A 12139-nucleotide genomic window follows, 5' to 3' on the forward strand; every position below is an offset into this window, starting at 1 on the left:
GATGTCGAGCCGTCACATCGGGGTGATCTGCGGGGCCGTCGCAGTGCTGGTGGGCGCATGCATGCTCGCAGTCCTCGTCGGCCCGGCCGGACTGACCCCGAAGGGCGTGCTGCTCGACCTCCTCGACCAACTCCCGCTCGTCGACGTCGAATCCGGGCTCACCCCCCGCCAGCAGACGATCCTGTGGGAGGTGCGGATGCCGCGCGTGGCGCTGGGAGCGCTGGTCGGTGCGATGCTCGCCGTCGCGGGTGCCGCCTACCAGGGTGTCTTCCGCAATCCGCTCGCAGACCCGTACCTGCTCGGTGTGTCCAGCGGCGCGGGACTCGGCGCGACCGTCGCGATCGTCCTGGGCGGTGCCGCGGGCACGATCGGCCTGCCACCCGCGGCGTTCGTCGGCGGCATCCTGGCCGTGGCCGCGACCTATGCGCTGGGCCGGACCGTCGGCGGCGGCCGCACCGAGGTGGTCATCATCCTCGCCGGAGTCGCGGTCGCGGCGTTCGCGAATGCCATCCAGACCTTCCTCATGCAGCAGCACGACGACACGCTGCGGCAGGTCTACAACTGGATGCTCGGCCGCCTGGCGACCGACGGCTGGTCCGAGGTCGTCACCGTGCTGCCGTACGTCCTCGCGTGCGTCGCCGTCATCGTGCTGTTCGGGCGCACACTCGACGTCATGGCGGTCGGTGACATCGAGGCGTCGAGCCTGGGGATCAGACCTGAACGCGTGCGCCTGCTGCTGGTCTGCGTCGCGACGCTCGGCACCGCGGCGGTGGTGTCGGTGAGCGGATTGATCGGTTTCGTCGGCATCGTCATCCCGCACGCCGTCCGGCTCCTCGTCGGTCCTGGGCACCGGCTGCTGCTGCCGTTGTCGCTGCTGGTGGGTGCGGCCTTCCTGGTGCTGGCGGACGTGGTCGCGCGGACCGCGATGTCGCCGTCGGAGTTGCCGATCGGCGTGGTCACCGCCGCCATCGGCGCGCCCTTCTTCCTCGTCGTCCTCCGGCGCAGCGGACGGAGCGTCGAATGACCGCCGCGATCACCTGTCGAGGTGTGTGCGCGTCGCGCGGGGGAGTGGAGGTCCTGCACGACGTCGACCTCGAGATCGGTTCCGGCACCTGGGTCTCCCTGGTGGGGCCCAACGGTTCGGGTAAGACGACGCTGCTGCACTCCCTCGCCGGGTTGGTGGCCTCGACCGGGCGGGTCGACGTCGCGGGCGTCGACCCGGGTCGTGCGCGCCGCCGCGAGATCGCCCGGGCCGTGGCGCTGATGCCGCAGCGGCCGATCGTCCCGGAGGGCACGTCGGTGCGGGAGCTCATCGGCCTCGGCCGCACCCCGCACATCGCCCGATTCGGCAGCGAGACCCGCTCGGACCGCGAGGTTGTCGACGACGTCATCGAGCGACTCGACCTCGAGGAGTTCGCGAACCGTTCCGCCTCGGCGCTGTCGGGCGGTGAGTTGCAACGGGTGGTGCTCGCCCGTGCGCTCGCCCAGCAGCCTCGGGTGCTGCTCCTCGACGAACCGACCAGTGCGCTCGACATCGGCCACCAGCAACAGGTCCTCGACCTCGTCGACTCCATGCGGCAGGCCAGTGAGCTGACCGTGATCGCGGCGATGCACGACCTGACATCGGCGGCCCAGTACGGACAGCGCCTCGTGCTCCTCGACCGGGGACGTATCGTCGCCGACGGAACGCCCGCGGAGGTCCTGACGGCCGAACGCCTGCAGGACGTCTATGCCGCCAATGTCGAGGTGCTCGATCGCCGCGACGGCCCGGCCGTGCTGCCGGTGCGTGACCCGGGACCCGGAGAACGATGAAGGTCACGCTGCTCGGCACCGGTGCCGCCGACGGCTGGCCGAATGCGTTCTGCCGCTGTGATTCGTGTTCCGATGCGCGGCGCCGGCACGACTTCCGTGCCCAGACAGCCGCGCTCGTCGACAACGCGCTCATGCTCGACTTCGGATCGGACGCGCCCGGGTCGGCGGTGCGCCACGGTGCTTCGCTCGCCGACGTACGTCACGTCCTGATCACCCATGCGCACGCCGATCATCTTGCACCGCAGTCGTTGTTGTTCCGGTCGTGGGTCGACGGGGTCGGTGAACTCGAACTCATCGGTCCGGCCGATGCTCTCGATGTGTGTCGCCCGTGGGTGGGGCCCGACGCCGGCGTGCGGTTCACGCCGGTCGTCGCGGGTGACCAGGTGCGGGTGGGGGACCACGACGTGCGGGTGCTCCCGGCGCGCCACCAGGTCTTTCGCGACGGTGATGCGGTCTTGTACGACGTCACCGGTCCCGACGGTATGAGGCTGCTGTGGGCGACGGACACCGGTGTGTGGCCCGACGATCGGTTCGATGCGGTGACCGGGGCCGAGTTCGACGCGGTCTTCCTCGAGGAGACCTTCGGCGATCGTGAGGACCTGTCCGATGGGCATCTCGGGTTACCCGGGTTTGCGACGATGGTAGCGGCACTGCGTGGAGTGGGTGCCGTCGTCGACTCCACCGACGTCGTCGCAGTCCATCTGGGACACCACAATCCGCCGGTCGGCGTGCTCCGAGAGCGGCTTCGGGATCTCGGCGCGCGGCCGGGACGAGACGGGGAGGTGCTCGACTTGGGCGAGTCGGTCGGGCGGCGGATCTTCGTCACCGGAGGGGCGAGGTCGGGGAAGTCGCGGTATGCCGAAGGTCTGCTGGCCGGCGTCGACGACGTCGTCTATGTCGCCGCCGGCGGTCCGCGAGCCGGCGATCCCGACTGGGACCGACGCGTCGAACTCCATCGTGAACGACGCCCCGCATCGTGGACGACGGTCGAGGACACGGAGGTGGCCGGTGTCCTACGATCCGCGCGTCACCCGGTCCTCGTCGACTGTCTCGGAACCTGGCTGGCCGCCCGGATCGATCACCACGATGCCTGGGAGAGCGGCGAACTCGATGCCGTGCGGTCCGACGTCGAGGACCTACTCGACGCCTGGCGGAGCTGCCCGGTGCCCGTCGTCGCGGTCAGCAACGAGGTCGGTAGCGGCGTCGTCCCGGCCACCGCGTCGGGCCGTCTCTTCCGCGACGAACTCGGCCGACTGAATGCCGAGATGGCCGACCGCGCCGACCAGGTCGTGATGATGGTCGCCGGTCAACCCCTGGTTGTGCGGTAGCCCGGTGCGGGTGAACAGGTGAACGGCGATGTCACTGGATGACGAACGTCCTGGAATCCCGGGCGCCCATCCCGGACATGTTCTCGTAGGCGGTGATCGTGAAGGTACCCGGCTTGTTGTAAAAGGGGTCGGTGAACGTGGCGCTGCCCTCGCAGACCGTCGCGTGGTACGTAGGAAGGCTCGTGCCCCGGAAGGTGATGTCGATTCGACAGGGTATGTCCCTGCCCTGGGCGCCGAAGACGCGCGCCGACCACTTCACCCTGGGTGCGAACGGTCTGCTGTAACGATTCGGGCCGAGTTCGCTGCCGAGAGAATTCTCCACCGACATCCTGATACTGGGGAGCACGCCGAGGAGGGGCGCCGACAGGCTTCCGGAGTCGTTGCCGGGCAACGGCAACCCGGGAGCGGCGGAAGCGGGCGACGTGATCATGGTGGCGGCGGCTGCCACGGTCAATGCGGCTATTCCCAATGTGCGTCTCATTTTCGAACTCCTACTCGAACCGAATGGTGCGGCGAAACGTATGTTGCGGCAGCAATGCCCTCGACCGACTGGAATCACGGTACGTGGACGATGTCCGATTTGCGTCATCTGGTCGAAGGTATTTCACCTCTGATAACAAACCGGCTGGATCATTCGCGCTCGTGGGGGTGCTCAGCCGAGCCAGTCGTTGCCGCCTAGTCCGAGTTGCCGGACGTCGAGGGTGGGCGTGATCCCCGACGCCGGCGCGAGGTCATGTGCCTCGAGGACCGACCGCAGTGTCTCGGCGGCGTCGATGTTGAGCGGGCTCGACACCCACATCGCGTAGGGGAGGTTCACGAAGCGGTTCTCGCGCACCGCCTTCAGATTGCGGCTGGCGGGGTTGGTGCGCAGAGCGTCGATCTTCTGCTCCACGGACTGGCCGGGATAGTCGACGAAGACGATCAGATCGGGGTCGGCGGTGGTGATCCGTTCCCAGCTCACCGCGGTCCAGGTGTCCTCGACATCCTCGGTCGCGTTGCGCGCGCCCGCCGCGTCGATGATGCCCTGCGGGCCACCGAAGGAGCCCGACGAGAAGATGGTGTCGGAGACGCTGTCGAAGACGAAGACCGTCGGTTTCGATGCCGGTTGCGGTGCAGCACGGAGTTTTTCGAGGCGGTCGGAGATGTCGTCGGCGACCGTCGCGCCCTGCTCGGGATTGCCGGCGATGGTGCCGATGTTGCGCAGGTCGGTGTCGAGCGCGACCCGTGGGTCCATCGTGCCGCGCTGAGCCTGGCCGTCGACCTGACGGCACGCCTCCGACAGCTGATACACGTCGATCCCGTGGGAGGCCAGGATCTCCGGGGTGATGCCGCGGGACTCGCTCATGCCGTAGTTGTAGCCGGCGTAGAGGACCTGCGGTTTGGCGCCGACGATGTTCTCGAGGGTGGGCTGCTCGGTGGCGACCTCGTCGAGCGTGTCGACCTGTGGGCCGTATTCGAGTCGGAGAACGTCCTTGTCGCGGGCGAGCGCACTGACGGCGACGATCTTGTCTCTGGCGCCCGCCGCCAGCGCGATCGCGATCATCCCGCCGTCGTTGACGAACAGGCGATCGAGAGGCTGGTCGAAGGCGACCTCGGCGCCACAGTTGGTGACGGTGACGCGGTCGGTTGCGACGGCGCCGGACTCGGTGCCGCAGCCCGCTGCGATGCCCAGGACGACGGCGAGCGTGGCGTATCGGGTGATGTTGTGTCTCATCGATTTTCCTTGGTGGCGTAGACCTGCGGTGCAGGAGAGGTGGGGGAGTCGAGCAGCAGATGGGGGAGGCCGGTCTCGGGGTGTGGCACGACGGTGCCGGACACATCGAAGACCGACGCCAGCAGCGGCGGGGTCAGCACCTCGACCGGTGGGCCGTGTGCGGTGACGCCGCCGTCGGAAATGACGGCGACGGAGTCGAAGTGGCGGAGGACGAGGTCGAGGTCGTGCATCGCGGCGATCACAGTCGCCTCGAGGTCGTCGAGGACCTGCATCAACCGCAGTCGCCAGGCCGCGTCGAGATGATTCGTCGGCTCGTCGAGCACAAGGATCGGCGTCTGCTGTGCGATTGCGCGGGCGAGCACGACGCGGTGCCGTTCACCGCCGGACAGCTGCGTACACGAACGGTGTTCCCAACCGCCCAGTCCCACCTGCTCCAGCGCGGACCGGACGATCGCGTGGTCGTCGGAGTTACGTATGGCCCAGGCGGATCGGTACGGCGTGCGTCCCAGGCCCACCGCTTCGGCGACCGTGAGTTCGGCGGACGGGTGTTCATCCTGACCGACCACCGCGATCGACAGCGCGCGACGCCGAGCCGGAAGACGATCGAGATCGTCGTCGCCCAACCGGATTCGCCCCTCGGCCGGTTGTTCGAGACCGCACAGTGTCCGCAGCAACGTGGTCTTGCCCGCTCCGTTGGGTCCGACGATGGCGAGTCGGGTTCCGGCAGGGACGTCGAGATCCACCTCGCGCAGTATCGGGCGGCCACTTCGACGGCAACCGACGGCGTTCGCGCGCAGGGACATCGAGCGCTCCACGGCGCCCATCAGGCTTCGCCGCCGAACACGTACTGGCGCCGTCCCATCAGGAACAGGAAGATCGGTGCGCCGATCAGTCCGGTGACGATGCCCAGCGGCATCTCGCGAGGTGACGCGGCCACCCGTGAGATGACGTCGACCCACACCAGGAACAGTGCACCGCCGCAGACCGCTACGGGAATCATCGCGCGGTGCGTCGCACCGACGAGCAGGCGTGCCGCGTGCGGGACGATCAAGCCCACGAATCCGATTCCACCCGCGACTGAGACCAGAACGCCGACCAGGATTCCCTGGACCGCGAACAGCGCGTTTCGCATGGCGCGCACCGGAACCCCGAGGGATGTCGCGGTGTCGGTCCCGGCTGCGTAGGCGTCGAGCCAGGAGTGGATCGCGAGCATGGCGAGCACCGTGACCACGACGACAACCCCGGCGATCTGCACTTTCGCCCAGGTCGCGCCGGCGACGCTGCCCAACATCCAGAACATCACGTTGTCGGCGGCATGCGGGTCGGCCGCGGTGAAGACCAGCAGTGAGGACAGCGCCAGGAACGCCGACGACAGGACCACTCCGGAGAGGATCAGGCGTAGGGCGGTCAGTCCGCCCTGCGCCCGGGCGACGGCGTACACGGTGACCGAGGCCGCGAGGGCGCCGATCAGCGCGCCGCCGGACAACGCCCAGACACCCACGGCGGCAAACGATCCTAGAGTGATGACCGCCGTCGCACCCACCGCGGCGCCGGCCGACACGCCCAGCAGGTACGGCTCGGCGAGCGGGTTGCGGACGAGGGCCTGCATGACGGCGCCGGCGAGCGCCAGACCGGCGCCGACGATCGCCGCGAGAACCGAACGCGGCAAACGGAGATCCCAGATGATCACGGAGTGGGCGGCGTCGAGCTCGTCGCCTCGCAGGCGCCCGGCGACGGTTCGCCAGACATCGCCGAGCGGGATGGTCTCGGCACCGAAAGCGGTGGCGATCGCGATGCTCACCAAGGTGAGCGCGAGAAGGATCAGGGCAAGGGGCAACGACGGGAGTCGCCGTACCGACATGGCGGTGGCGATCATCGTCGTGCCGTCGGGAGGACGGGACACGTGTGGAACTGCCTTTGGTCTGGGCATCTGTGCGCGAGACGCCGGGTGGACTCGACGAGAACGGCAGGTATTCGGACTCGGGTTCGTCCGAACCCGACGCCTTCCCGGGTTGCCCCAGTGGCCTGATGTCGGGTCCGTCCCCCATACCGCTGCGCGCCAGTCCTGGATTCGCACCAGGTTCCCTGGCACCCGCCTGTGCAGGTGCGACCGCTCTCACCGGTGAGGTTAGCAATACGGACACGGAGCTCTCACCGACCCGTCGCCAAGTCGTCGGGCGAGGGATGCCCGGAGGTCTTAGGCTGGGCGCTGACAGGCAACGGACAGGTGCGAATCGAACCGAGGCGAACGGTGATCCGATGGACGGACGACCCACGAAACTGGCGATCATCGGGGCGGGCGCGGTCGGCACCGCGATCGCCTACTCGGCGCTGATCCGCGGGGTCGCGCGCACGGTCGCGTTGCTGGACATCAAGGCCGCCAAGGTCACCGCCGAGGTGCTCGACCTGTCCCACGGTCTGGAGTTCGTACCGCGCGCCGACATCATCGGCTCCAACGACGTGTCGGTGTGCGCCGACGCCGACGTCGTCGTGTTCACCGCCGGAGCCAAGCAGAAGCCGGGGCAGTCCCGACTCGAATTGGCCGAGGCCACAATCGGTTTGACGCGCGCCATCCTGCCGGATGTGCTCGAGGTGGCACCGAACGCGATCTACCTGATGGTGACCAACCCGGTGGACGTCGTCACCCATGCGGCGCAGAAGATCACCGGCCTGCCGCCGAATCAGCTGTTCGGGTCGGGAACCGTGCTGGATTCGTCGCGGCTGCGGTTCCTCGTCGCGCAGCACTGCGGGGTAGCGGTGCAGAGTGTGCACTCGTATGTCGTCGGCGAGCACGGTGACAGCGAGATACCGCTGTGGTCGTCGGCGACGATCGGTGGCGTGCCGCTGACGTCGTGGACGCCGCTACCTGGGCGTCGGGAGATGGATGCCGTTGCACGGGAGCGTATCCGGGACGAGGTCGTGCACGCCGCCTACGCCATCATCGAGGGCAAGGGGGCCACCAACTACGCCATCGGCCTCGCCGCCACCCGTATCGTCGAAGCCGTTCTGAACGACGAACACCGGGTGCTCCCGGTGTCCACGGTCGCCTCCGGATTCCCCGGGCTCGATGATGTGTGTCTCTCCCTGCCGACCGTCGTCGACCGCGGTGGTGCGCAGACGCGCCTCGAGGTGCCGCTGTCGCCGGACGAGGAAGCCGGTCTGCTCGCCTCGGCGGAGACGCTACGCCGGATGCAGGCGCGATTCGGGTTGTAGGGGCAGGCACTGTCCATCGGGTGGACCAATCTCGGTGCTCGATGCCGGTGCGGCATCCTCGCCGGGGTAGTTTCACCTGGTCACATCGGTGGAAGAGAAGGTTCGACGATGAGTGGTTCGCGGAAGACGGTTCTGGGTTTTGTCGCTGCGGCGTCGATGGCGATCGCGCCGCTGATGGTGGCGGCACCTGCATCGGCGGCGACCGACTACGCCAACTGCGCGGCACTCAACGCCGACTACCCGCACGGCGTCGGCGAGCCCGGCGCCGTCGACTCGACCTCCGGCACGCCGGTTACGAACTTCACCGTCGACCAGGCCCTCTACGACGCCAACGACGAGAGCGACCGCGACAAGGACGGCATCGCCTGCGAGCAGAACTGACCCTTCGGTCACACACTGTGCGTGAGGGTCTCCGACCTGGCTTTTTCTGCTCGCCTGCAGTCCGATGGAACCGATCGGGCGCGCAGATAGTCTGAACTACATGCGCGACGACAAGCTGCTCACCCGGATCTCCGCCCTCCTGCGGCAGGCGGAGAACACCGACAACGAGCATGAGGCCGAGACGTTCATGCAGGCCGCACAACGCCTTGCCACGGCGTCGTCGATCGATCTCGCCGTGGCCCGCGCGCACGATCCGGCCGCGCGTAAGCAGGTCACCCCGATCTCGCGGCAGATCAAGATCGGCGAGCCGGGTAAGCGTGGCCTGCGCACCTACGTGCAATTGTTCGTGGCGATCACCATGGCCAACGACGTGACCGTCGACGTCGCGAGCAACTCGACCTTCGTCCTCGCCTACGGGTACGAGGCCGACATCGACGCCTGCGAGGCGCTCTACACGTCGCTGATCATCCAGATGGTCGCGGCGAGCGATGCCTATCTGCGGTCGGGGGCGTACAAGGGCGAGACCTTCGCGCGGGTCGTCACCAAGGGCAGCGGCTGGCGAGCGCGGCGGGTGATCGAGGAGAAGCCGCTGTCGCCGATCACTGCGCGACTCAACTTCCAGTCGGCCTTCGCCGAACGCATCGGCAAACGTCTCACCGAGGCCCGCGACGCCGCCCGCGAAGAAGCACTCGCCGCCGAACGGCGCTCGGGTGAGCCGGAACGCTCGACGGCGCTGGCCCTGCGCAACAAGGAACTCGAGGTCACCGACTTCTACAAGACCGAGTCCACCGCTCGCGGCACGTGGCGGGCGTCGAGCGCGTCGGCCGGCTATTCGGAGGCCGCCCGGAAGGCGGGGGACCGGGCGGGGCGTCGGGCCAAGATCGGCGCCGACCGTGAATTCGGCGGTGCGCGAGGCGCTCTGGAGGCCTGACGAGTGGTCAGGCGCCGCGGTCGTACCAGGCCACCGACGGGGTCGGAGCAAACGGGGTCGGGGTTCCCGCCCAACGTCGAACCCAGGTGCCGACACGTCCGGGGTCGGTGGCCACGCCGTGCGCGACGATGGCCGTGACCACCAGGATCGCAGCGAACACGAACAGCCAGCTGATCGCGACGAACACGATGCCGAGAGTGCCGAAATAGCGGATCGTTCCCGACGCCAACGTGGGCAGCACGAGCCGGCTGCCGGCCAGCAGGGCAGTGATCAGCAGCCCCGTGACCACACCGTTGAGGGCGAGAAGACGCAGCGGGACCTGGGTGGACACCAGCAAGCGCGGGATGGCGGTGAAGGTGCCCGACCAGATCGTCACCGTCACTCCGAAGACCAGCACGATGCCGAGGAGGCCGCTGCCGCCGAGGTGGAGGCCGAACAGTGTCTCGGCGTGCAGGCCGGTCGACAGCCCCTGCGCGGTGACCGCGGTCGGGATGAGGAACAGCACGATCACCCAGCGCCAGAAAGCTCGCCACGGCAGTTTGGTGACGCCCCAGATCGCGACATACATTCGGCCGAGTGCACGTGACAGGGAGGTGGCGCCGGCGATGGTCATGAGTGCGCCGATGATCCCGAAGGTGGCGAACGACTGCGGGTTGTCCACCGAGTTGTGGTCGAGCTTGCTCACCGGGATGCCGAGCCCGCTCAGGGCGTCGTCGACGACGTCGCTGCCCGGGAGCGTGAGCAGCAGGATGACGATGGGCAGGATCGAGGTGAAGGCCTGCGCGGCGAGGGTCATCGCGCGGTCGGTGATGTCGCCGCGCGCGATGTCGGTGAGGATGCGCAGGCTCAGCGTCGCGCCCGGCAGTCGCAGCACACGTTCGCCGATCGCGTGCAGGTCGGGACGGCGCATGAGGACTCCCATCGGGTACGGCGGACCCTCATCATCATTGGCGATGCCATGAGTCCGCGTGACACCGGGCGTGCCCGGTACTACGACGCCGAGCGACTCGTCTTCCGACTCTTCGACACCGCGTCCTCCTCGCGCACCGTGCAGCTGGCCGGAACCGAACTCACGCTGCCCGCCGAGGCCCGGTTCGCCTCGATCGACGCGGTGCGCGACTACGTGGGACTGGTGCTGGAGTTGCCGAGCGTACGGTCGCGGTTCCCACGCGCCGCCGAGCCGGTGTCGGTGCGCGAGCGGCGCGGCCAGAGCTCGGCACACTACGCCCGGTCGACGACGATCTCCGGTGACAAGTTGCTCAGCGCGGAGATCGCGATCCCGTCGTCGGCGGAGGGCCGGTGGGCGCTACGCGAGCTCGTGGTGCTGCACGAGCTCGCCCATCACCTCGACGACTCCAAGGGGCCGGGGCACGGACGCGGCTTCGTGCTCACCTTCATCGAACTCGTGGGCCTCGTCCTCGGCCCCGAGGCGGCCTTCGTGTTCCGCGTGGTGCTGGCCGATTCCGGGATCGGCTGATCGGGCGCCTAGTGCCCGGTGATCTCCTTCGCGGCATGGCCGACGGTGGCCTCACCGCCGGTCATGATCCGCATGAACTCGCGCTGTTCGGCGGCGCCGCGGATCGCTGCACGTTCGCGTCCGCCGGGGCGTTGCGCCTGCACCGAACGGATGATGTTCACCGGGAACCGGATCGCCGGATACCACGGTGGGACGAACGGCAGTCCGAGTGTGCGCATCGCCGCGGGTCCCAGGAAGCCGCTGGTGACCGAGAGGTGTTGTGCGCGAGCGATCTTGCGACGTAACTTCGGGAACCGCGAGTAGTTCCACTGCAGCGGATCGTCGGCCATGGGCACCGAGAGCTGTTTGGTCGTCTCGTCGGGGGTGGAGAGGACGTACGAGGTCTGGAGCAGCACGCGGATCGCGTCGCGAAAGCCCGTGGGCAGGAACTCGTCCTGCACGCCGAGTAGCCATCCCGCGTACCGGGTGAGGTGCGCGACGGCGTCATATTCACTGGGGCGGTTGACGAGTCCCATCATGACCACGCCCAGGCTGGGCGAGACGAGTGCTCCGACGAGCGTCGCGGCCATGTCCGTCTGATTGATGGGGAGCCCCCAGGTATCGGAATCCCAGTCGGGTAGTGCCGCGACGTGGCGCCGGACCATCGCGTGGATCAGGCGGACGCGCAGCGTCGACCGGTAACCGATTCCCTGTGGCAGCAAACCGTTTTCGGTGATGACGTCGGTGGCCCACTGGGTGGTCTCGGCGAACCGTGTGTTCGAGCCCTTCTCGAGGGCGCCGGTGCGCAGCAGCGTCTGGTTGAAACCGGCGAACTGGTAGCCGCCGAGTAGGGCGACGTCACGCGCCACGTACAGGCCGTCGGCGCCTCCGCTGCGCATGACCCGCGCGCCCTTCTCGATCAGGTCGCGGTCGACCCAGGTGGGTACGGTTTCCACCTCGGTGAAGAACTCGCGCAGCGGGGCCGGGGCGTCGTCGATCGAGTCGATGCCGTTGACGAGTGCCCGCTCGAACAGCGGACGGGACCGGGCCATTCCGGCGGTGTGCATCCACTCGACCAGGCGATCCGCCGGCTCGTCGCCGATCGTCAGGAGTTCACCGAGATGACGGAACAGTTCGCGGTCGGGTTTGCGCAGACCCAGCAGGGGTCCGACGAGCCGCAGGCCGATCGGGATCTTGCAGGGTCCGTCCGGGTGGCGGGACGGGATAGTCGGTGCGGGGGTGCTCGGCGGCGCCTGCGGCGGCGTGGTGGCAACCCGTGCGGTGGTCATCGGACGTGCACTCCG

At 68.4% G+C, this 12139-nt stretch carries 13 protein-coding genes and 1 riboswitch; of the genes, 7 read left to right on the plus strand and 6 right to left on the minus strand.

Annotation, left to right across the window (positions count from 1 at the left end; translation table 11 throughout):
* Position 1: 1 nt before the first annotated feature.
* The 3 genes from GOALK_RS07595 to GOALK_RS07605 are packed head-to-tail and all read left to right on the plus strand — an operon-like array spanning position 2 to position 3140.
* Positions 2-1024: a FecCD family ABC transporter permease gene (locus tag GOALK_RS07595; protein WP_006358218.1), complete on the plus strand. Its 1023-nt coding sequence runs from the start codon at positions 2-4 to the stop codon at positions 1022-1024.
* A complete protein-coding gene (locus tag GOALK_RS07600) occupies positions 1021-1812 on the plus strand; it encodes an ABC transporter ATP-binding protein (RefSeq protein WP_006358219.1) in 792 nt (263 codons plus the stop codon). Before GOALK_RS07595 ends, GOALK_RS07600 begins: the two co-directional genes overlap by 4 nt.
* A complete protein-coding gene (locus GOALK_RS07605) occupies positions 1809-3140 on the plus strand; it encodes a bifunctional adenosylcobinamide kinase/adenosylcobinamide-phosphate guanylyltransferase (protein WP_006358220.1) in 1332 nt (443 codons plus the stop codon). Before GOALK_RS07600 ends, GOALK_RS07605 begins: the two co-directional genes overlap by 4 nt.
* A 31-nt stretch (positions 3141-3171) precedes the next feature.
* Here the strand turns inward: GOALK_RS07605 and GOALK_RS07610 are convergent, their stop codons facing one another.
* From GOALK_RS07610 to GOALK_RS07625, 4 genes are all read right to left on the minus strand, one after another.
* Positions 3172-3621, minus strand: a complete 450-nt coding sequence (locus GOALK_RS07610) for a hypothetical protein (RefSeq protein WP_035753268.1) — start codon at positions 3619-3621, stop codon at positions 3172-3174.
* A 171-nt stretch (positions 3622-3792) separates the two neighbouring features.
* On the minus strand, positions 3793-4854 hold the full coding sequence (locus GOALK_RS07615; protein ID WP_006358222.1) for an ABC transporter substrate-binding protein: 1062 nt from the start codon (positions 4852-4854) through the stop codon (positions 3793-3795).
* Positions 4851-5678, minus strand: a complete 828-nt coding sequence (locus GOALK_RS07620; RefSeq protein WP_006358223.1) for an ABC transporter ATP-binding protein — start codon at positions 5676-5678, stop codon at positions 4851-4853. The genes GOALK_RS07615 and GOALK_RS07620 overlap by 4 nt, the downstream gene beginning before the upstream one ends.
* On the minus strand, positions 5678-6730 hold the full coding sequence (locus tag GOALK_RS07625; RefSeq protein WP_006358224.1) for a FecCD family ABC transporter permease: 1053 nt from the start codon (positions 6728-6730) through the stop codon (positions 5678-5680). Before GOALK_RS07625 ends, GOALK_RS07620 begins: the two co-directional genes overlap by 1 nt.
* Before the next feature lie 72 nt (positions 6731-6802).
* A riboswitch (cobalamin riboswitch) is annotated at positions 6803-6984 on the minus strand.
* Between the two features lie 129 nt (positions 6985-7113).
* On the opposite strand from GOALK_RS07625, the gene GOALK_RS07630 reads away from it, so the two are divergent.
* The 3 genes from GOALK_RS07630 (at position 7114) to GOALK_RS07640 (ending at position 9379) form a co-directional block, all read left to right on the plus strand.
* Positions 7114-8067: an L-lactate dehydrogenase gene (locus GOALK_RS07630; RefSeq protein WP_035753267.1), complete on the plus strand. Its 954-nt coding sequence runs from the start codon at positions 7114-7116 to the stop codon at positions 8065-8067.
* Between the two features lie 108 nt (positions 8068-8175).
* Positions 8176-8448, plus strand: coding sequence for an excalibur calcium-binding domain-containing protein (locus GOALK_RS07635; RefSeq protein WP_006358226.1), 273 nt, complete (start codon positions 8176-8178; stop codon positions 8446-8448).
* Positions 8449-8548: 100 nt separating this feature from the next.
* Positions 8549-9379, plus strand: coding sequence for a DUF2786 domain-containing protein (locus GOALK_RS07640; RefSeq protein WP_035753412.1), 831 nt, complete (start codon positions 8549-8551; stop codon positions 9377-9379).
* 7 nt (positions 9380-9386) lie between these two features.
* Here the strand turns inward: GOALK_RS07640 and GOALK_RS07645 are convergent, their stop codons facing one another.
* Complete coding sequence (locus tag GOALK_RS07645) at positions 9387-10289, minus strand: YhjD/YihY/BrkB family envelope integrity protein (RefSeq protein WP_006358228.1); 903 nt, start codon at positions 10287-10289, stop codon at positions 9387-9389.
* Positions 10290-10337: 48 nt separating this feature from the next.
* On the opposite strand from GOALK_RS07645, the gene GOALK_RS07650 reads away from it, so the two are divergent.
* A complete protein-coding gene (locus tag GOALK_RS07650) occupies positions 10338-10856 on the plus strand; it encodes a TIGR04338 family metallohydrolase (protein ID WP_006358229.1) in 519 nt (172 codons plus the stop codon).
* An 8-nt stretch (positions 10857-10864) separates the two neighbouring features.
* On the opposite strand, the gene GOALK_RS07655 is transcribed toward GOALK_RS07650, so the two are convergent.
* Positions 10865-12124 (minus strand): oxygenase MpaB family protein, encoded by a 1260-nt coding sequence (locus GOALK_RS07655; RefSeq protein WP_006358230.1) that lies wholly within the window; start codon positions 12122-12124, stop codon positions 10865-10867.
* Between the last annotated feature and the right edge of the window lie 15 nt (positions 12125-12139).

The sequence above is a fragment of the Gordonia alkanivorans NBRC 16433 genome (assembly GCF_000225505.1).
Lineage (GTDB): Bacteria > Actinomycetota > Actinomycetes > Mycobacteriales > Mycobacteriaceae > Gordonia > Gordonia alkanivorans.

What these genes read in the sequence shown, in the direction of transcription:
- GOALK_RS07595 (WP_006358218.1), top strand. Translation starts at nt 2, where the DNA reads ATGTCGAGCCGTCACATCGGGGTGATCTGCGGGGCCGTCGCAGTGCTG.
- GOALK_RS07600 (WP_006358219.1), top strand. Translation starts at nt 1,021, where the DNA reads ATGACCGCCGCGATCACCTGTCGAGGTGTGTGCGCGTCGCGCGGGGGA.
- GOALK_RS07605 (WP_006358220.1), top strand. Translation starts at nt 1,809, where the DNA reads ATGAAGGTCACGCTGCTCGGCACCGGTGCCGCCGACGGCTGGCCGAAT.
- GOALK_RS07610 (WP_035753268.1), bottom strand. Translation starts at nt 3,621, where the DNA reads ATGAGACGCACATTGGGAATAGCCGCATTGACCGTGGCAGCCGCCGCC.
- GOALK_RS07615 (WP_006358222.1), bottom strand. Translation starts at nt 4,854, where the DNA reads ATGAGACACAACATCACCCGATACGCCACGCTCGCCGTCGTCCTGGGC.
- GOALK_RS07620 (WP_006358223.1), bottom strand. Translation starts at nt 5,678, where the DNA reads ATGGGCGCCGTGGAGCGCTCGATGTCCCTGCGCGCGAACGCCGTCGGT.
- GOALK_RS07625 (WP_006358224.1), bottom strand. Translation starts at nt 6,730, where the DNA reads ATGATCGCCACCGCCATGTCGGTACGGCGACTCCCGTCGTTGCCCCTT.
- GOALK_RS07630 (WP_035753267.1), top strand. Translation starts at nt 7,114, where the DNA reads ATGGACGGACGACCCACGAAACTGGCGATCATCGGGGCGGGCGCGGTC.
- GOALK_RS07635 (WP_006358226.1), top strand. Translation starts at nt 8,176, where the DNA reads ATGAGTGGTTCGCGGAAGACGGTTCTGGGTTTTGTCGCTGCGGCGTCG.
- GOALK_RS07640 (WP_035753412.1), top strand. Translation starts at nt 8,549, where the DNA reads ATGCGCGACGACAAGCTGCTCACCCGGATCTCCGCCCTCCTGCGGCAG.
- GOALK_RS07645 (WP_006358228.1), bottom strand. Translation starts at nt 10,289, where the DNA reads ATGCGCCGTCCCGACCTGCACGCGATCGGCGAACGTGTGCTGCGACTG.
- GOALK_RS07650 (WP_006358229.1), top strand. Translation starts at nt 10,338, where the DNA reads ATGAGTCCGCGTGACACCGGGCGTGCCCGGTACTACGACGCCGAGCGA.
- GOALK_RS07655 (WP_006358230.1), bottom strand. Translation starts at nt 12,124, where the DNA reads ATGACCACCGCACGGGTTGCCACCACGCCGCCGCAGGCGCCGCCGAGC.